Origin of the sequence: Candidatus Poriferisocius sp. (assembly GCF_965219815.1) — a bacterium.
In the GTDB taxonomy this organism is placed as follows: domain Bacteria; phylum Actinomycetota; class Acidimicrobiia; order Acidimicrobiales; family Bin134; genus Poriferisocius.
Window position 1 is genome coordinate 2,657,203 of the sequence record NZ_OZ244791.1, and the last position, 18,747, is coordinate 2,675,949.

Consider the following 18,747-nt stretch of genomic DNA (forward strand, 5'->3'; position numbering starts at 1 on the left):
CGGCTTGTCCGGTCAGTCGGCGGCGAGGTGCTCTCGGAGTTCTACTTTGCGGATTTTGCCGGTGACGGTGCGGGGGAAGCTGTCGACGGCGATGAATTCGTCGGGGACCTTGATCTTGGCCAGGCGCTGGCGGCACCAATCCGCTAGTCCGTCGAGCGACTCTTCGGGTCGGAGCTCGACGAAGGCCACCGGGCGCTCGCCCCACTCGGGGTCGGGGCGCCCGACCACCGCTGCCTCGGCAACTGCTGGGTGGTCGTAGAGCACGGCCTCGATCTCGCTGGGGTAGATGTTGACACCGCCACTGATGAGCATGTCCTTGGAGCGGCCGACGATGTAGAGGTAGCCGTCGCCATCCATGCGCCCCAGGTCGCCGGTGCGGAACCATCCGCCTACAAGGGCCTCGGCAGTTAGGTCGGGATTGCGCCAGTAGCCGGCCATCACCTTTTCGGTCTTCACCCAGATCTCGCCCACCTCTCCGGGAGCAACCGGGGCACCGTTGTCGTCGTGGATCTCGATTCGGACCCCGGGCACGACGCGGCCGCACGAGTCGAGCAGCTCGGGGCGTCCGGCCATGGCAAGGTCGTGGTCTTCGGGGAGCAGCCCGGTGAGGTTGGTGACGCACTCGGAGATGCCGTAGCCCTGGTAAAGCCCGCACCCAAAGCGCTCATAGGCCTGTTTGATGAGCGGCCCGGCGGTGGGGGCGGCGCCGTAGACGATGAGGCGAAGGCTGGATAGGTCGGCCTCGTCAAAGCCCGGGTGGTCGAGGAGGCGGCGCAGCTGCGCGGGGACCAAAATCGAGATGGTCACCCGGTGCTCAGCCACCGCAGCAAAGAACGACTCGGGCGAGAAGGAGCGCAGCACTACGTGGGTCTGGCCGTCGGCCAGCATGGAGCACACCCGGGTGCCGGTGGCCGCGTGGTACAGCGGCGTGGTCGACAGGAACACATCATCGGGCCGGAACCGCTGCACCAGAGCCATGGTCAGGCCGTTGAAGGCCAAGCCCCGTTGGGTGAGGCACACCCCCTTCGGCTGTCCAGTGGTCCCGCTGGTGTAGATGATCAGCGCGGTGTCGTGTTCGGTAGAGCGGTCCAAATCGGCGAAGGGCTCCGAAGCCAGCAGGCTTGCGTAAGAATCGCCGTCGGCGTCGATCACTGGGTCATTGGCGCCGATGGCCTTCAATCGTTCGACGTACTGGCTGGTTGCCACGGTGAGGATGGGCTCGGCGTTAGACAGGATGAAGGACAATTCGGGATCGGTGAGCTGGGTGTTGAGCGGCACTGCCGCCGCTCCCAGGTAGGCCACCGCCAGATAGACGTCGAAAAAGACCAGCCCGTTGTCGGCCATGAGCGCCACCCGGTCGCCAGTCCCCACCCCCGCGGCCTCCAGACCGCCAGCCAGCCGGCGAACTCGGTCGTGCAGCTCCTTGAAGGAAGCAGATGGCCCTCCGGCAACCGCTACCGCAGTGCGCTCGGGGTAGAGCGCCGCATCCCTCTCCAGCAGGTCAACGATCCGCATTATGCAAGATTCAGGTTGCCATCAGACGGGCACGATGTCGACAATCTCATTCAAGCCTGCAAAGTCATTGGGGTTGCGAGTGTAGAGGGGCAAGTTGGCGGCGAGGGCGGTCGCGGCGATCATCAGATCGACTGCCCTTGCCCCGCGGGGTTTCCGCTCAGCGCTGAGGACAGCGGGTTGGTCTGGGCGTCTCAGGCACGAGGAGATGGATTTTGGTGGGCAACGGCGTCGAGGTCGGCCCGGAGATCCCAGTAGTCAACACTGGGGGCAGTCCAGAAAAGCTCAACAGCAACTTCAGCGGAAATGAAACTGATCTCACCCCCCACATCTCCACCGTAGCACCCCGCGCGACACCCTCAACCTCCTGGCCTGGATGAACTCATACGTACCCGGATTTTGCTATGCAATTGGATCGGGAAGGAGTCAGAGCGTGGAATTGCATGGCAAGAGGATCATTGTCACGGGGTGTGCGAGTGGGATGGGGGCGGCGACGGTGCGGGCTTATGTGAAGGCGGGGGCTCGGGTAGTGGGGATGGACCTTGCCGATGACGCGGGGCGGGCGGTTTGCGCCGAGGCGGGGGCAGATGGGCCTGGCGAAGTCGTGTACGTGTCGGTTGACGTTGCCGATGAAGAGCGGGTGGATGCGGCGTTTGCCGAGGCAGACAGCCTTTTAGGAGGGCTAGATGCGCTGGCGCACCCGGCTGCCATTCATGCAGCTTCCGCCGCGGAAGACGTGACTATCGGTGAGTGGGACCGGATGTTCACAGTGAATGTGCGGGGCACGGTGCTGACTAATCAGGCGGCGTACCAGCGGCTCAAGGTTGGCGGGGGAGGTGCCATCGTCAATTTCGGGTCGATTTCCGGCCAGCGGGCTGAGCCGGGAGCGGCGGCCTACTCGGCTTCCAAGGGAGCAGTACATGCCTGGACGCGCACTGCGGCCGGAGCCTGGGGGGCCGACGGCGTTCGGGTCAACGCCGTTCTACCGGCCATCAGAACTCCTATGTTCCAAGCATCCTGGGATCGGGCAACCGATGAGGAGCGCACCGAGAAGTTCTGGCGGAACATCCACAGCATCGCGCTGGGCCAAGACTACGGCGACCCGGATCGGGATCTCGGGCCGGTGATGGTGTTTCTGGCCTCGGATGGGTCCCGGTTCATCACCGGCCAGCTCATCCCCGTCGATGGCGGACAGGGGAACGTGCGCTGAAATCACGCGTTTGAGCGACAGGCCTGGGCTGAGGGAAATATGGCTGATTTCGTTCGTCCCCATCATCAGAATTCGGCGGGTGGGCCGTTAGTCTCAGCCGCATGAGCATTCGCGTGGGAATCAACGGGTTCGGCCGCATCGGGCGGAACTTCTTCAGAGCAGCCCGGCAGGCTGGCGCCGACCTGGAATTCGTGGCCGTAAACGACTTGGGCAGCCTGGAGACCATGGCCCATCTGTTGCAGTACGACTCGGTGATGGGCCGGTTCTCCGACCCGGTGGCTGTGGTGGACGGCGCACTCGAGATCGGCGGGAGCACCCTGCAAGTGCTGTCGGAGCGCAATCCGGCCGATCTGCCCTGGGGCGACTTGGGCGTGGACGTAGTGGTGGAGTCCACCGGGTTCTTCACCGCTCGGGACAAGGCGGCGGCCCACCTTGAAGCTGGGGCTCCGAGGGTCATCGTGTCGGCGCCGGCGTCGGGGGCCGACGCCACTTTCGTGGTGGGGGTGAACGACGGCGACTTCGACCCCGACAACCACTTGGTTGTGTCCAACGCCTCCTGCACCACCAACTGCTTCGTGCCCATGGTCAAGGTGCTCGACGATGCCTTCGGGGTGGAGCGGGGCCTGATGACCACCGTCCACGCCTACACCGGCGACCAGGCCTTGGTGGACGGCCCCCATTCCGACCTGCGTCGGGCCCGAGCCGCCGCGGTGAACATCGTGCCCACATCCACCGGAGCTGCCCGGGCCACTGGGCTGGTGCTCCAAGCCATGAACGGCCTGCTCGACGGCATCGCGCTGCGGGTGCCGATCCCCAACGGCTCCCTCACCGATTTCACCGCCGTGGTGCAGGGTGAGCCCTCGGCCGACGACGTCAACGCCGCCTTCGCCGCCGCGGCGGCTGAAGGGCCGCTGGCGGGGGTGCTGGACTACAGCGAAGCCCCGCTGGTGTCGGCCGACATCGTCGGCTCGCCCGCCTCCTGCACGCTTGACTCCGGTCTGACCATGGCCCTGGGAAATCTGGTCAAGGTGTCCGGCTGGTATGACAACGAGTGGGGCTACTCCAACCGGTTGGTGGACATCGTCTCCATCGTGGGCGCGGCGGGCCGCTGAGCGCCGGAGTGCTTCCCACACTCGAAACGCTGGGCGAGACCCTCGGCGGCCTGGACGGCCGCCGGATACTGCTGCGGGCCGACTTCAATGTGCCGCTTGACGCTGATGGCCACATTGCCGATGACTTCCGCATCAAGGCCGCGCTGCCCACCATCCGCTGGCTAACCGGCCAGGGGGCCGCGGTGGTGGCGTGCAGCCACTTGGGCCGACCCGACGGCAGCCCCGATCCCCGATATTCCCTGACCCCGGTAAGGGCCCGGCTGGGGGAGCTGGCCCCCGGAGTCGAACTGCTGGAGAACCTGCGCTTCGACCCGGGCGAGACCGGCGATGACGATGATTTCGTGCAGCGGTTGGTGGAGGGCTGCCACGGCTACGTGAACGACGCCTTCGGGGCTTCCCATAGAGCACACGCGTCGATCGTGGGGCCGCCCCGCCATGTGCCCAGCGCAGCGGGCCGCCTGCTGGCCAAAGAAGCCGAGGTGCTATTGGGGCTGCGGGCCAAGCCCAAGCGGCCATTTCTCGCCGTGTTGGGCGGGGCCAAGGTGAGCGACAAGCTGGGGGTGATCGACGCCCTGTTGGAGACCGCCGACGAGGTGGTGATCGGCGGCGGCATGTGTTTCACGTTCCTGGCCGCCCTGGGCCACAGCGTGGGCGACTCGCTGCTTCAGCCCGACCAGATTGAGGCCTGTGGCCGTCTGCTGGGTTCGGGCGCACCGATCCGGCTCCCCTCCGATATCACTGCGCTGGCGCCAGGGGAGCGGGTGGTGCAGGCCGGAGTGGATTTGCACCCAGAATGGAAGGGACTGGACATCGGCCCCGGCACCGCGGCTGAGTTCAGCGACCTCATCGCCGAGGCCGGCACCGTACTGTGGAACGGCCCCATGGGGCTGTTCGAAGACCCGAGGTTCGCAGCGGGCACGAAAGTGGTGGCCCAAGCGCTGGCCGAGAGCCGGGCGTTCACCGTGGTGGGCGGGGGGGACAGCGCGGCCGCGGTCCGCCAATTCGGCTTGGATCGAGAGATGGACCACGTGTCCACCGGGGGCGGGGCGTCGTTGGAATTGATCGAGCAGGGCGACCTGCCCGGCTTGAGAGCACTGAGAGAATCAGTTGGGACTCCCGAGGAGGGACACGATGGCTGAACGCAAGCCGCTGATCAGCGGCAACTGGAAGATGCACATGAACCATCTGGAGGCCATCCAGCTCATCCAGAAGCTCTCGTATGCCCTCGACAGTGCCGACTACAAGTCGGCCGACGTGTCCATCCACCCGCCGTTCACCAACCTGCGGTCGGCCCAGACCGTGCTCGACGCCGACAACATCCCCATCGCCTTGGGGGCCCAGCACTGCCACTGGGAGGAGAGCGGGGCGTTCACCGGAGAAGTGTCGCCCGCCATGCTGGCCAAGCTGGCGGTGAGCTACGTGATTGCCGGCCACTCCGAACGCCGCCAGCTCTTCGGCGAGACCGACGAGAACGTGAACCGGCGCCTCAAGGCCATTCTGGCGGCGGGGATGACCCCGATCATGTGCTGCGGGGAGACTCTGGAAGAACGGGAAGCCGACCAGACCGAGGCCCGGATCACCACCCAGGTGGACGCTGGTTTGACCGGTTTGAAGCGGGACCAAGTAGGGGCCATGGTGATCGCTTACGAGCCCGTGTGGGCCATCGGCACCGGCCACACCGCCACCCCCGCCGATGCCCAAGGAGGCTGCGCCCTCATTCGGGATCGGGTACGGGCCAACTTCGGTGCCGACGCCGCCAACGGAGTCCGCATCCAGTACGGCGGCTCGGTCAAACCCGTCAACGTCGCCGAGCTCATGGCCCAGCCCGACATCGACGGCGCCCTGGTCGGTGGCGCCTCCCTAGAAGCCGAAAGCTTCTCCCGCATCGTCCGCTTCCGGCTTCAATAGGCAGAAGCGGGATCCTCGCCAGTCGAGGCTAGGCCCAGCGGGCCGAGTCTTTGGGGTGGTCAGGTGATCTCTAGATCGTCCCACTCCACCTCGGTGCAGAGGCGGTGGTACTCGGGGCCGTACCAGGGGGCGCTCATCTGAAGCCGGTTGTGTTCCGAGTTGACGTAGTAATTGTTGTCCGGTGACCCAATGTCGTGCATCAACAGGAGCTCGGAGGCCTCCTTGTCCAGGGCCTCGTTGTAGCGCTCGTAGGCGTCCATGGTGACCTCCACGCTGGACTTGCCCTCTTCGAGCATCCGCACGATCAATTGGCCGGCGTAGCCCGACCACACCTGATACCAGATAGGAAGGCCCGTGCCGCCCGACAGGGGTTGGGAGTTGGGGCCGTAGAGCATGAACATGTTGGGGAATTTCGGCACCATCATGCTTATGTAGGCCCGGGGGCCGTCCTTGGACCAGAAGTCGTGCACGTTGAGCCCGTCACGGCCTATGTAGTCGGCCGGGTACAGGAACTGGACGATCTCGAAGCCGATGGCGGTGATGACGGTGTCCACCTCGTGGACGGTCCCATCCTCGGTCTCGATGCCCTCAGGGGTGAACCGGACGATCGGATCGGTGATCAGCTCCACGTTGTCGCGAGTGAGGGCCCGATACCAGCCGTTGTCCACCACTGGGCGCCGGGAGAAGGGCGCGTAGTCGGGGATCAGCCGGTCGACGAGGTCGGGGTCGTTGTCGGTCTGCTCGTGGATGTAGTTGGTGAGGAAGGAGCGAAGCTGGTCGTTCACCTCGTTCCAATAGCCTCCTTGGGCCTGCCACTCCTCGTCGGGAACGAGCTGGTCGTGGGTCTTGAACAGCGCGGCGATGGCCATATAGCGCCACCAGTTCCAGTAGCCCGGGAAATTGTCGAGCAGCCAGCGCACTTCCGGCTCGATGGGCTCGCCGTACTTGGGCCGAGGGCTGATCCACTGCTTGGAGCGCTGGAAGACGTACACCTGCTCGGCCTCTTCGGCGATGGGGGAAAGCAGTTGCACCCCGGTCGAGCCGTTGCCGACCACAGCGATCCGCTCGCCGCGGTAGTCGTAGTCCTCAGGCCATTGCGATGGGTGGATGGTCCGACCGGGGAAGTCCTCGAAGCCCTCGAAATTGGGGGTTCTCTGGTTGGCGAAGGCGCCGACCGCGTTGATCACCACGTTGGCCTCGATGGTCTCGATGCCGTCGGGAGTGCCGGCCTCGAGCACCCAGACATCGCGGCTCTCGTCGTAGGTGGCCCGTTTCAGATCGTGGTCGAATCGGGTGTTGTCGTACATGCCGTACTTGCGCGAGATGTGGAGCAAGTACTCCCGCACGAATTGACCCTTTCCGAAGTACTCGGGCCACGGGTAGTTCTTCTCGAAGGCGAACTCGTAGGTGATCGAGATGGTGTCCACCCGGATGTCGGGATAGCGGTGCCGGCTCCACGTGCCGCCGGGCTCAGAGCGGCGCTCCAGGATCACATAGGGGATTCCCAGCAGCTCCATCTGGATGCCCGCGGCCAGCCCGCTGAACCCGCTGCCGATGATCGCCACCTGGAATCCTTCGGGCAGCTCGGGCTTGCCGTCGGTCCAGTCCACCGTCCAGGGGAAGGGCTTGAAGGCCATCAGCTCGCGCCGAGACTCGAACTCCAGGTCGCCCATCTCCTCCTTGGTGGCGAAATCCATCAGCTGGCGCAGGCGGGGCATCGGCGGTTCCTCGGGCATTCCCGGGCCGGCGTTCTCCATGAGCCAGGCGGTGGTCTTGGTGATGAGCAGCTCGCGTTGATTGTCGTCCAGCTCCAGCATCCGCGGCAGTGCCTTGATCTCCGGATCGTCGGTGTGGTGGAACAGCGCCACCCGCACGGCGTCCAAATCGGCCAACTCTACGGCGCGGCGGATGAACTCCGGGCTCACCGAGTCCGCGGTCGTCTCAGGGGAAGATTCCACAGTCACGCCCTAAAGGTTCTCAGAATCGGCGGGGGAGTGCTGAGTCCTAGCGGTACCTCGCCGAAACGAGCCTGCCTGGCTCAGGCAGCGGGATCGACGGAGAGGGGAACCGACTTGTAGCCCCGAACGGTGGAGGTGTGGATCCACTCCAGGTGGTCGTCGTCGACCTCCCAGTCGCGGTAGCGCCGGAGCATCTGCTCGAGGCCGATGCGGCCTTCCAGGCGGGCCAGCGCGGCGCCGATGCAGAAGTGGGCGCCGTAGCCGAACGACAGGTGACGGTCGATGTTGCGGTGGATGTCGAAACGGTCGGCATCGGGGAAGTGGCGCTCGTCTCGGTTGCCGCTGCCGTTGACCAGCAGCAGGTTGGCCCCAGCCGGAACTACTTGGCCGTGCAACTCCACGTCTTGCATGACCCGCCGTCCTTGCACCGGGGAAGGGGCCTCGTAGCGAAGGATCTCCTCCAGGGCATCGGGGACCAGCGAGAGGTCATCGCGGAGCTCGGCATGCTGATCGGGATGCTCAGCCAGCAGTACCACCGCCCAGGCCAGGAAGCGTGCCACCGTCTCCGCCCCGGCCCCGCCGATCAAGGCAACGTAGGAGGTGATCTCCTCCAGGGTGAGGGGGCGGGAGGATCCGTCCAGCAGCTCTCGCTCGTGAGTGGCCAAGATGGTCAGCAGATCGTCGGCCGGCTCCTTCCGCTTCTGCTCGCACAGCTCGGGAACCAGGGCGTACACCTCGTGGGAGAGGTTTCCGGTCTGGTCGACCAGCTCCCGGCTGCTGCCCGCGGTGGCTGTTCCTTCGATGTGCAGCCCTTTGTCCATCGATTGCCGCAAGTCCTGTTCGAGCCCTTCGGGAAATCCCAGCAGGGCCAAGATCACGGTGGGAGGCATGAGCGCGGAGAATCGGTCGACGAAGTCGAAAACAGTCAGACCCTCAAGAGGGTCCAGCAAGTTGTCGCAGATGGACTCGATCCGGCTTTCCAAGCCGTTGATGGCCTTGGGGGTGAAGGCCCGGCTCACCAGTTTGCGCAACAGCGTCTGCTCCGGTGGGTCTCGGAAGATGAACAGCGGCCCAGTCCATTCCTCATCGCCCATGAGGTCGAGCGATGTGGCGTAGCGAGAAGAGTAGGTCTCGGTATCGAGCAGTCCGGCGAGCACATCGTCGTAGCGGGTCAGCGCCCAGAAGTTGTGCTCGTCGTTGTGGTAGAGCGGGGCCTCGTCGCGCATCCGCCGCCAAACACCATGGGCTCTAATATCGATGTCGTAGTCGAACGGGTTGTAGTCGATCGAACTCATGCGACGTTTCTAGCCGGGATTGCCTGCGGACCGCTAGGAAGTCTCGGCGAACAGGGTGGTGTAGACGTAACGCGTCTCTGCTGCTGATAGGCCAGCGCCCAGATACTGGTTGTCGATGTGCAACTCCCAATGCAGATGGGGGTCGGTGTAGAAGTCGCCGTTAGCGGCCGCGTGGGTTCCTCGATTTCCGATTTCTCCCACCCTCTGTCCGGCTTGAACTGCTTCACCGACTCGGATGTCGGGGTCGACACTTTCCAGGTGGGCGTAGACGGTGACCACATGGCCGACATCGGGGATGACGCCGTGGTCGATGACCACGTAGTTCCCGTACAGCGTCAACAGGGTGTAGGGGGGCGTGGCGTCGAGTTGCGCGGCGACATCCAACAAGAGATCCCGCTTGTCGGAATCCGGGTCCTCGTAGTTGCCCACCACCAGCACTGCCCGCCCGTCCAGCGCGGCTACTGCGGGATGGCCTCGGGCAAAGCACCGGAAGTCAACCCCCTGGTGTGTTCCCGAGCGATAGGTCCGGGGCGCATTGGGAAGCAGGTCGGGGTGGGGGAGGGGCGACATGCAGGCGCTGGGCCAGACAATGTCAAGCGACAAGCGGGCGGCATCTTCCAGCGCTTCTTGATACGTCTGCGGCTCTTGGTCCAGCACCACGAAAACCGGGGTGGGGGTGGGTGCGGGGTTGGCATCGGTGTTGTCGGGGGGGTTGCTGGGCGATGATCCGTCGCTCGGGTCTGAAGCGGGTGTTGCTTCCGGGGTGGTGGGCGGATCGGTGGATAACGATTCGTCATCGGATTCTGAAGGGGAGGAAGTCGGCTCGGAGTCAGCCTCGGATAGGCCAGCAGATGACGCCGGGGTGTCGTCGGACCCGTCCGATGACCATGCCTGGGAAACCACGATTCCGATCACGAAGGCCACCGCCAAGGCTGCAATCGAAAGCAGGACTCGGCCCGACTTGAGGTTTCCTAGGATCTTGACGACCCACTTCTTCAACCAGCGGAATGACACGGCCAAGCCGCGCCTGATTGCTCTCAGTCCGTGACGAATCTTCTTCATTGCAGATCAGCACACTACACGGGTGTTCGGTGGGCTAGTGGAGCGGGTAGAATTAGCCGCTGTGACTATTGCGCTTGTGGTGATCGACGTGTTTTCCGCGTTGGCACTGCTGTTCCTAGTGCTACTCCACAGCGGCCGAGGCGGCGGCCTCTCCGACATGTTCGGCGGTGGCCTCGGCACTCAGGCCGCCGGGTCGACCGTCATCGAGAAGAATCTCGACCGGCTCACCATCGTGGCCGCGTTGATCTTCTCCTTCTCCACTCTGGCGCTGGCCCTGCTGCTGGATTCCAGCTAGCAGCTGACCACATTCCGTCGGTTGGACTTCGCGCTCAGCCCCGAGTTGCTGGAACTGCGCGACCGGGCGCGGATCGTGGCCTCGGAGGGGGTGGCCAAATTCGGGCGTCACAACGACTCGTGGATCAACGGCTACTCCAAGGAGTTCGCCCGGGTTATGGCCGACGAAGGCTGGATCGGCATGGGATGGCCGAAAGAGTACGGGGGGCGGGCCCGACCGCCCATCGAGCGGTTGATCGTGGCCGAGGAGATGATCAGTGCTGGCGCGCCGGTGGCGGCTATGTGGTTCGCCGACCGCCAAATGGGGCCGTCGCTCATTGCCTACGGCTCTAAGCAGCAGAAGGCCGAGTTTCTGCCTCAGATGCTGGCGGGGGAGAGCACTTGGTGCATCGGGATGAGCGAGCCCGACGCCGGCTCCGATCTGGCCTCCATCGGCACTCGGGCGGTCCGCGACGGCGACTACTTCGTGATCGACGGCCAGAAGATCTGGACCAGCTTCGGCAACTTGGCCGACTACTGCTATCTGATCTGCCGCACCAGCGACGATGGTCCGCCCCACCGGGGGGTCAGCGAGATCATCGTAGCGATGGACACCCCCGGCATCGAGGTGCGCCCCATCACCGACATGATCGCCAACCGGCACTTCTGCGAGATCTACTTCACCGGCGTGCGGGTGCCGGCCGAAAACCTGGTTGGTGCCGAGGGCGACGCTTTCAAGCAGACCATGGTGCAACTGGCCCACGAGCGAGGAGGGATCGACCGCCTGGTGTCCAACCGGGCGCTGTTCCTGCACGCTAGGTCGAAGGCCGACCACGACGACCCCCGGGTCCGCCAGGAGATCGCCCGGCTGGAAAGCGAGTACCGGGTGGGCCGCCTGCTGGTGTATCGGGAGGCGCTGGGTCAGGCCCCCGCAGGATTCAGCGCGGCCACCAAGGCATTCTGCACCGAGCACGAGCAGCGAGTGGCCCAGTTTGCCGCTACCGCCCTTGGCCCATCGGCCCTGCTCGACAACCAGTGGGCAAAGGCGATCTGCTACGCCCCCTCGTACACCATCGCTGGCGGCACCTCCAACGTTATGCGCAATATCCTGGGCGAACGGGTGTTGGGGTTGTCCCGAGAGCCCCGGTGACTTCTTTATGACCGACTGAGATTCCGTATCAGCCCTTTGGATCTCTTCTCCGGCGAGGCTGGGGGCCGCGGTCGTGGGTTTCGGCGTCCACTCCCTGCTCGCGCAGCACCATCTTGCGGACCTTTTCCGACGGCGTCTTCGGCAACTCGTCGATCACGCGGAGATAGCGGGGCACCGCGAATGCCGGTAGCTGCTTGTCGGCGTAAGCCCAGACCTCTTCGGCGCAGATCTCGGCGCCCGGCTCGGGTACCAAGAAGACCATCACCTCGTCTTCTCCGGCCTCCTGGTCGGCGGGGACGCCGATGGCGGCGACCTCGGCAAGGGCTGGATGGGAAACCAGGCCCTGTTCAACCTCGTACGACGAGATGTTCTCGCCCCGCCGCCGGATTGCGTCCTTCAGGCGATCCACGAAGTAGTACCAGCCGTCGGCGTCGCGGCGGAGCCCGTCGCCGGTGTGGAACCACAGGTTTCTGAAGGCTTCGGTGGTCTTGTCGGGCATGCCGAAATACCCCTGGCAGGTGGTCCAGGGATAGCGGCCCCTGACGATGAGCTCGCCCACTTCGCCGACCGGCACCTCTTCGTCAGTGTCGGAGTCCACCAATCGGATGTCGAACCAGTCGGCGTTGAGAAGCCCGGCGGCGCCCGGTGGGCGGTCGACGCCATAGGGCGTGAGGATCGGCATACAGGTCTCGGTGAGGCCGAATACCTCCACAAAGGCCTCGATGCCGAAGCGCTCCTTGAACTGGTCGAGGATGGAAGTAGCCGTGGGCGCCGCGAAGATGCAGCGCAGGTGGTTGTCGGCATCGTCGGGCCGGGGCTCCTGCTGCCAGACGAAGTCCATCATCACGCCGACGAAGTTGGTCACCGTGGCGTTTGCTGCTCGGATCTGGTCGATCCATTCCGAAGCGCTGAAGCGCTCGTGCAACACGTAGCGGGCACCGGCGATCAGGGCCGGGTAGGCCGCCAGGAACTGCGAGTTCCCGTGGAACAGCGGGCCCACCGACATATAGGTGTCGGCTTCCGTCAGCCGGGTCAACGACACGCACTCGTCTGCGAACAGGTACATGTGGGCGTGCGGCATCATGACGCCCTTTGAGAGCCCGGTGGTGCCCGAGGTGAAGAAGACCGACGCGAGGTCGCGAGCCTCCACATCGGGCAACTCGGCTCGTGCGGCGGTAAGAAGCGAGGCCCACTGGCTGGCCTCATAGCCGGCGGCTTCCAGTTGGGAGATACCGGCGGCAACCGCAGCGTCATCTCCGACGACGAAGTAGTGGCGGATGGACGTCACCGCGTCGGGAACGTCGACGATGCGCTCCACGAACTCGGGCGCGATAACGGCTAGCACCGGCTCTGTAGTGCGAACCTGATGGGCCAAGAACGATCCTCGATAGGCCGTATTGATCGGTACCTCCACGAGGCCGGCGACCGACGACCCCAGCCACGCGAGAATGTACGCGGAGCAGTTCGGGATCATGATCAGGACCCGGTCGCCCGGCTGGGCCCCAGCAGCCAGCATTCCCGAGCCGACACGCTCGGCCAGATCGAGGGTTTCAGCGAACGTGTAAGACTCGCCGGACCACGGCACGTCGAGATAGGTGCGGTCCGGATGCCGAGCAGCGCGGTCCCGAAGCACCCGGGGAGAGCTCCACGACGCCCGATCTGGATAGGTAGGCGAGTACTCGTCGTAATACTGAGTCATGAGACGTGCCCCGGCAAGGAGGTTCTACGGCGAGGTCACCGCGTGAATTGTTCAGATGACTCGCACGTTTTGCGCTTCCTCGCCCTTGCGGCCTGGGGCAACGTCGAACTCGACTGTTTGGCCTTCGTTGAGGGATCTGTGACCCTCACCGGCGATGTTCGAATAATGGACGAAGACGTCATCGCCGCCGTCTCGCGAGATAAAGCCGTAGCCCTTCTCATTGTTAAAAAACTTGACAGTTCCTTGCATGTCCTCATGCTCTCGTTGGAGTCGATCTCGTGACCTACTAGTCCAAGACTGTAAGGCGGCGCTAGGCCGGAAGTACTAAGCCAGACCAACTTTGCGCGAATTCTCTCGCGGCGCTGAATTTGGAAGACTCATGAGGTGTTTCGCGTTACCCAGTTCTCAGACACCCACTTCAGCACCGAGCCGGACGGGGAGTCGCGCAATACCGATGACACCTGGGACGCGGTGTTCGCCGATGCGTTCGACGAGGCTCGGCCACTTCCCGATCTGGTGGTGATCACCGGTGACATTGCCAACGACGGCACTGAAGTCGAGTACATGAAGATTGCCGAGCACTTCGCCCGTATCCCGGTTCCCGCTGTCGTTTGCCCGGGAAATCACGACCGACAGGTGCCCTTCGATGCCATTTTGCCGCGGCCGGGTTTGAGCAACGGGCGAACGATGCGTATCGAAAACTGGCTGTTCCTTTTCGCGGACTCCAATGCCGACGGGCGAGAGCGTCGCCCAGATGGCTCTCTGGTAGACACCGAGGATCGGACCATGCAGCACGGTCGCTTCGGAGACCCCGAGGTTGTGTGGATGGGTGAGACCGTCGGTCGGAGTGATGCCGACCACGCTTTCGTTTGGACTCATCACCCACCAGGGGTTGTCGGCTTCTTCAAGAGCGAAGCTCATGATGCCGAATTCGCTCGGCTGATCGGCAAGGCCCCCACCATCCGCGGGGTAGGAGCTGGTCACACCCACACCAACACGATCTTGGAGTGTGCGGGACGCCCCATCTACCAGTGCCCGTCGCTCTCGGTCAACTTGGACATGAGAGAGAACACCACTCTCCCGCCTGGATACCGCACTTATCAATTTGGCGAAGACGGCTCGATCACGAGCGAGGCACACCTCGTCGGGGAAGACCGGTGGCCGAGGAGCCAACTCCCCATACTTGCTCAGCGCATGCTCCGCGGCGAGATCAGCTATGAGGAGATGAAGGCTGAGCAGGCCGCAGACATATTCTGAAAATAGATGAAATAGAATTCTTGATTTAGTCTAGAGTTCTTGCTAGAGTGTCCGCATGGGATCCAGCAACACTCCCGTTCCAGCCGATCTGTTGCGGCAGCACGGCTTGCAGGTGACCGCTCAGCGGATTGCTGTGATCCGTGCCGTTTCGGCCTGTCCTCACGGTACCGTTGAGGAGGTGGCCGAGGCGGTCCACAACGAGATTGGCGCTATCTCTCGCCAAGCGGTTTACGACTCGTTGGGGATGCTGGCCGAGAAGGGCCTGATCCGCCGGATCCAGCCCGCCGGGTCGCCCGCTCGCTACGAGGACCGGGTAGGCGACAACCACCACCACCTGATCTGCCGCTCCTGCAATCGAATGGTCGACGTCGACTGCGCCGTGGGCTACACCCCTTGCCTTACCGCGGCCGACGACTCCGGGTACGAGATCGACGAGGCCGAGGTCATCTACTGGGGCCGCTGCCCCGAGTGCTTTACCGCTGACAAGGAGCCAGCGGCCCAATGAACCAACCAACAATCCACACAACTCAAACTCAAAGGAGAGTCCAATGACAGAAAGTGCGAACCAGTGCCCGTTTTCTGGGGCCAATACCGCCAAGGGAACCTCGGCCACCGAGCAGTGGTGGCCCGAGCAGCTGAACCTCAAGATCCTGCACCAGCACTCTCCTGAAGCCGATCCGATGGGAGGCGACTTCGACTACGCCATCGAGTTCGAGTCCCTCGATCTGGCGGCAGTGAAACAGGACATCGCCGATGTGCTGGTCGATTCCAAAGAATGGTGGCCCGCCGACTATGGCCATTACGGCCCGTTGATGATCCGCCTCACCTGGCACGCCGCCGGCACCTATCGGATTGGCGACGGCCGCGGCGGGGGAGGCACCGGGGCGCAGCGGTTCGCCCCGCTGAACAGCTGGCCCGACAACGCCAGCCTGGACAAGGCCCGCCGTCTGCTGTGGCCCGTCAAGCAGAAGTATGGCCGCAAGCTGTCGTGGGCCGATCTGTTGATTCTGGCCGGCAACGTGGCGCTGGAGTCGATGGGCTTCAAGACATTCGGCTTCGGCGGCGGCCGTCCCGACATCTGGGCTCCTGAAGAGGATGTCTACTGGGGCTCGGAGAACGAGTGGCTGGGCGATGAGCGCTACTCAGGCGAACGCGAGCTGGAGACCCCGCTGGGTGCGGTGCAGATGGGCCTCATCTACGTCAATCCCGAGGGTCCCAATGCCAACCCCGACCCGATCGCCGCGGGGATCGACATCCGGGAGACGTTCGGCCGCATGGCCATGGACGACGAGGAGACCGTGGCGCTGATCGCCGGCGGCCACACTTTCGGCAAGGCCCACGGCGCGGCCCCCGACACCTATGTCGGGGCTGACCCCGAGGGCGCCAGCCTCGAAGAGCAGGGTTTGGGCTGGAAGAACACCTACGGCACTGGCGCGGGCGGTGACGCCATCACCAGCGGCCTGGAGGGCGCATGGACCAACGACCCAGCCACCTGGGACAACGGCTTCTTCGACAACCTGTTCGGCTACGAGTGGGAACTGACCCAGAGCCCCGCCGGCGCTCACCAGTGGCGCCCCACTGACCGGTCGGCCGATGACACGGTGCCCGATGCACATGATCCCGGAAAGCGGGTTGCGCCAATGATGCTGACGACCGACCTGGCGCTGAGGTTCGACCCCATCTACGAGCCGATCTCCCGCCGCTTCCATGAGAACCCCGACGAACTGGCCGACGCCTTCGCTCGGGCTTGGTTCAAGCTCATCCACCGCGACATGGGCCCGGTGGCCCGCTATCTCGGACCCGAGGTTCCCGACGAGGAGCTGATCTGGCAGGACCCGGTGCCCGCCCCCCAGGGCGAGCCCATCGGTGCCGATGAGATCGCCGACCTCAAGGCCCGGGTCCTTGGCTCGGGGCTGTCGGTGTCCCAGCTGGTGTCCACCGCCTGGGCATCGGCCTCGACGTTCCGGGGCACCGACATGCGAGGCGGTGCCAATGGGGCCCGCATTCGGCTCGCACCGCAAAACGGGTGGGACGTCAACGTCCAGTCCGGCACAGCCGAGGTGGTGGCTGCCCTTGAGCAGGTGCAGGCCGACTTCAACGCGCAAGGCGGCAAGCAGGTCTCGCTGGCCGATGTGATCGTGTTGGGCGGGTGTGCCGCCGTGGAGCAGGCGGCCCGCGACGCCGGTCACGACGTGGCGGTTCCGTTCTCGCCGGGGCGCACCGACGCCACCGCCGAGCAGACCGACGTGGAGAGCTTCGCCGTGCTCGAGCCCACCGCCGACGGCTTCCGCAACTACCTGGCCGACTTCCACAAGCGGCCCGCCGAGGAGCTGCTGGTGGACAAGGCATTCTTGCTCAACCTGACCGCCCCGGAGATGACGGTGCTGGTGGGCGGGATGCGGGCGCTCAACGCCAACGCCGGCCAATCCCAGCACGGTGTGCTCACCGACCGGCCGGGCACCCTCTCCAACGACTTCTTCACCAACCTCCTCACCATGGACACCGAGTGGCAGGCCTCAATCGACCAGCCCGGCGTCTATGAGGGCCGGAACTGCGCCACCGGCGAGCTCCGCTGGACGGCCACCGCGGCCGACCTGGTGTTCGGCTCCAACTCGCAGCTCCGGGCCATCGCCGAGGTGTACGGATGCGACGACGGCGAGGAGAAGTTCGTCGGCGATTTCGCCTCAGCCTGGGCCAAGGTCATGAACCTGGATCGGTTCGACCTGACCTGAGCCCAGTAACGGCCAGCCGGCCAGCGGGATCCCCCTCTCCCGCTGGCCGGCAGCTCCGTAAGCTGGCTGGCAATCTCATAGAGCCCTTGGTATCCAGCGCGATAGAGTGCCCTCTGCGCCGGTTGCCCGGCGTCCACGTCGGAGTGGCGGAATTGGCAGACGCGCTAGCTTGAGGGGCTAGTGCCCAATACGGGCGTGGGGGTTCAAGTCCCCCCTCCGACACCAGGGCCACGAGTTGCTATCTGAATCAGACGGATGTTGCGGCTTGGTTGGCGTTAGACCTTGAGGCTGACGCTGTTATCGGCGAAAGCGGGCGAGGGCGGCTCGGCGTCGTTGGGCGAGGGCGGCCGATCGTGCGTCGGCGGTCAGCACGGCCTCGGAACTGGGCATCGCGGCAGGGAGATCGTCGATTGCGAGCAGCCGGGCGACGGGTTTGGGGATCACGCTGGCTTGATTCCAACGGAACAGGATCTGGCCCTGCGTGCAGCCGCCGAGATCGAGCCAGTTGTTGTAGCCGGGGTCGGTCTCGCACACGGCTACGCGGAGGATGCCGTTGTCGAGCACCGCTTGTCCCGCATTGAGGCTCGATTGCCGGTTGACCCAGTCGGTCGACTGTCCCCAGATGTCACCGAGTTGCACATTCCAGTAGACGCACTCGGGGATCTCGACCTCGATGAGGAGCGCTTGGCCTGGGGAAATGTCGTACCAGCACTCGGCATACGCCTGATCGGTGGCGCCGCCCAATGATCCGACGACCTCAGGTGGGGTCGGTTCGATGTGTTCGAACGAGTTGACCTCCCCCCGGGCGATGTGCTCCCGGTAGTAGCGGTTCCAGAACGGGGGAACACGGTTCACCTCGGCGGATACGGAGCGCAGTTTGGAGACCAGTAGCTCAGGGGTGATCCGAGATGCCGGCGGATCTTCGGAGAGGCATCGCAGCGAGAGGGCTGCCAGCGACTCGCTCTCCCAGTCCGAGAAAAACTGGCGCACAAGCAGGGACGTGCGCTTGGCCGGGAGCTCGAACCACGGATGGCCGGTGGTCCCCGGGTCGGGTTGTGAGCTCAGCGTCACCGTGAAATCGCCGTTCTCATCGGCACCGAGCTCGGAGACGTGGATGTTCGTCACGAACTCGAATTCGCCCGTGCCCCACTTCATGCTCATCAAGGCGATACCGAGGTACGCCACCGACCCGATATTGCCGGAGAACTCGTAGTCGTGGACCAAGTCGATCGGGGCGGACTGATAGAGCGCATCAGGATTGTCGAGTCCCATCTTCGACGGGTGGAACCAGGCGAGCTCCGGGAGGTTTGGGTCGGCGTTCTCGAACGTCGCCAAGCACGCTTTGACCAGTGACCTAACCACGTGGCGAACTCCTTCGGCTTCGTCGACGGGGGACTCGGCAACCTGATCGTCGGCGAAGATGTAATCGACCGACCCCTTCAACTCCTCACAGAAGTCGATCCAAGCCTCATGGGTGTGGGACATGTCGGAACCTTCCTTGTGGAGAACAACCCCGTCTGATTGAAACCCGCTGGTGCTGTGGGGCCGCCGTGGTAGTCTACTTTTATAGCGCCTTCAA

General features: G+C 64.5%; 16 protein-coding genes, 1 tRNA gene and 1 pseudogene. 10 read left to right on the forward strand and 8 right to left on the reverse strand.

The genetic code is table 11. The annotated features are described in order from the left end of the window. Nucleotides 1-12: 12 nt before the first annotated feature. Nucleotides 13-1,515 (reverse strand): class I adenylate-forming enzyme family protein, encoded by a 1,503-nt coding sequence (locus ACOQPI_RS12765; protein WP_420620009.1) that lies wholly within the window; start codon nt 1,513-1,515, stop codon nt 13-15. Nucleotides 1,516-1,536: 21 nt separating this feature from the next. Next, nucleotides 1,537-1,689 (reverse strand): annotated as a pseudogene (locus tag ACOQPI_RS12770) (VapC toxin family PIN domain ribonuclease); the annotation flags it as partial. A 256-nt stretch (nt 1,690-1,945) separates the two neighbouring features. On the opposite strand from ACOQPI_RS12770, the gene ACOQPI_RS12775 reads away from it, so the two are divergent. The 4 genes from ACOQPI_RS12775 to tpiA all read left to right on the forward strand — a co-directional run bounded on the left by ACOQPI_RS12775 (nt 1,946) and on the right by tpiA (nt 5,742). Further along, entirely contained in the window at nt 1,946-2,722 is a 777-nt protein-coding gene (locus ACOQPI_RS12775; RefSeq protein WP_420620010.1) for an SDR family NAD(P)-dependent oxidoreductase, read from the forward strand. Nucleotides 2,723-2,823: 101 nt separating this feature from the next. Further along, on the forward strand, nt 2,824-3,834 hold the full coding sequence (gap, locus tag ACOQPI_RS12780; RefSeq protein ID WP_420620011.1) for a type I glyceraldehyde-3-phosphate dehydrogenase: 1,011 nt from the start codon (nt 2,824-2,826) through the stop codon (nt 3,832-3,834). An 8-nt stretch (nt 3,835-3,842) separates the two neighbouring features. Beyond that, the gene (locus tag ACOQPI_RS12785; protein WP_420620012.1) at nt 3,843-4,973 is read left to right on the forward strand and encodes a phosphoglycerate kinase; all 1,131 of its coding nucleotides are present in this window, start codon (nt 3,843-3,845) and stop codon (nt 4,971-4,973) included. Next, nucleotides 4,966-5,742 carry a triose-phosphate isomerase gene (gene tpiA / locus ACOQPI_RS12790; RefSeq protein ID WP_420620013.1) on the forward strand — a complete coding sequence of 259 codons (777 nt, stop codon included), beginning with the start codon at nt 4,966-4,968 and terminating at the stop codon, nt 5,740-5,742. The genes ACOQPI_RS12785 and tpiA overlap by 8 nt, the downstream gene beginning before the upstream one ends. Nucleotides 5,743-5,801: 59 nt before the next feature. On the opposite strand, the gene ACOQPI_RS12795 is transcribed toward tpiA, so the two are convergent. The 3 genes from ACOQPI_RS12795 to ACOQPI_RS12805 all read right to left on the reverse strand — a co-directional run bounded on the left by ACOQPI_RS12795 (nt 5,802) and on the right by ACOQPI_RS12805 (nt 10,057). Continuing rightward, nucleotides 5,802-7,700 (reverse strand): flavin-containing monooxygenase, encoded by a 1,899-nt coding sequence (locus ACOQPI_RS12795; RefSeq protein ID WP_420620014.1) that lies wholly within the window; start codon nt 7,698-7,700, stop codon nt 5,802-5,804. 80 nt (nt 7,701-7,780) lie between these two features. Further along, entirely contained in the window at nt 7,781-8,995 is a 1,215-nt protein-coding gene (locus ACOQPI_RS12800) for a cytochrome P450 (RefSeq protein ID WP_420620015.1), read from the reverse strand. A gap of 33 nt (nt 8,996-9,028) precedes the next feature. Next, nucleotides 9,029-10,057 carry a M23 family metallopeptidase gene (locus tag ACOQPI_RS12805; protein WP_420620016.1) on the reverse strand — a complete coding sequence of 343 codons (1,029 nt, stop codon included), beginning with the start codon at nt 10,055-10,057 and terminating at the stop codon, nt 9,029-9,031. Nucleotides 10,058-10,118: 61 nt separating this feature from the next. Between ACOQPI_RS12805 and secG the strand changes: the two genes are divergently transcribed. Further along, complete coding sequence (gene secG, locus ACOQPI_RS12810) at nt 10,119-10,352, forward strand: preprotein translocase subunit SecG (RefSeq protein ID WP_419851202.1); 234 nt, start codon at nt 10,119-10,121, stop codon at nt 10,350-10,352. A gap of 21 nt (nt 10,353-10,373) precedes the next feature. Continuing rightward, nucleotides 10,374-11,480 carry an acyl-CoA dehydrogenase family protein gene (locus tag ACOQPI_RS12815; RefSeq protein ID WP_420620017.1) on the forward strand — a complete coding sequence of 369 codons (1,107 nt, stop codon included), beginning with the start codon at nt 10,374-10,376 and terminating at the stop codon, nt 11,478-11,480. A 28-nt stretch (nt 11,481-11,508) separates the two neighbouring features. Here ACOQPI_RS12815 and ACOQPI_RS12820 read toward each other — a convergent pair whose 3' ends face one another. Beyond that, entirely contained in the window at nt 11,509-13,179 is a 1,671-nt protein-coding gene (locus tag ACOQPI_RS12820) for an AMP-binding protein (protein WP_420620018.1), read from the reverse strand. 51 nt (nt 13,180-13,230) lie between these two features. After that, nucleotides 13,231-13,428: a cold-shock protein gene (locus ACOQPI_RS12825; protein ID WP_420620019.1), complete on the reverse strand. Its 198-nt coding sequence runs from the start codon at nt 13,426-13,428 to the stop codon at nt 13,231-13,233. Nucleotides 13,429-13,563: 135 nt separating this feature from the next. Between ACOQPI_RS12825 and ACOQPI_RS12830 the strand changes: the two genes are divergently transcribed. The 4 genes from ACOQPI_RS12830 to ACOQPI_RS12845 all read left to right on the forward strand — a co-directional run bounded on the left by ACOQPI_RS12830 (nt 13,564) and on the right by ACOQPI_RS12845 (nt 17,393). After that, complete coding sequence (locus ACOQPI_RS12830; RefSeq protein ID WP_420620020.1) at nt 13,564-14,436, forward strand: metallophosphoesterase family protein; 873 nt, start codon at nt 13,564-13,566, stop codon at nt 14,434-14,436. Nucleotides 14,437-14,491: 55 nt separating this feature from the next. Then, nucleotides 14,492-14,941 (forward strand): Fur family transcriptional regulator, encoded by a 450-nt coding sequence (locus ACOQPI_RS12835; RefSeq protein ID WP_420620021.1) that lies wholly within the window; start codon nt 14,492-14,494, stop codon nt 14,939-14,941. A 43-nt stretch (nt 14,942-14,984) separates the two neighbouring features. Beyond that, complete coding sequence (gene katG / locus ACOQPI_RS12840) at nt 14,985-17,168, forward strand: catalase/peroxidase HPI (protein ID WP_420620022.1); 2,184 nt, start codon at nt 14,985-14,987, stop codon at nt 17,166-17,168. 137 nt (nt 17,169-17,305) lie between these two features. Next, nucleotides 17,306-17,393 (forward strand) — tRNA-Leu (locus tag ACOQPI_RS12845). Nucleotides 17,394-17,465: 72 nt separating this feature from the next. Here the strand turns inward: ACOQPI_RS12845 and ACOQPI_RS12850 are convergent. Beyond that, the gene (locus ACOQPI_RS12850; RefSeq protein ID WP_420620023.1) at nt 17,466-18,653 is read right to left on the reverse strand and encodes a hypothetical protein; all 1,188 of its coding nucleotides are present in this window, start codon (nt 18,651-18,653) and stop codon (nt 17,466-17,468) included. Between the last annotated feature and the right edge of the window lie 94 nt (nt 18,654-18,747).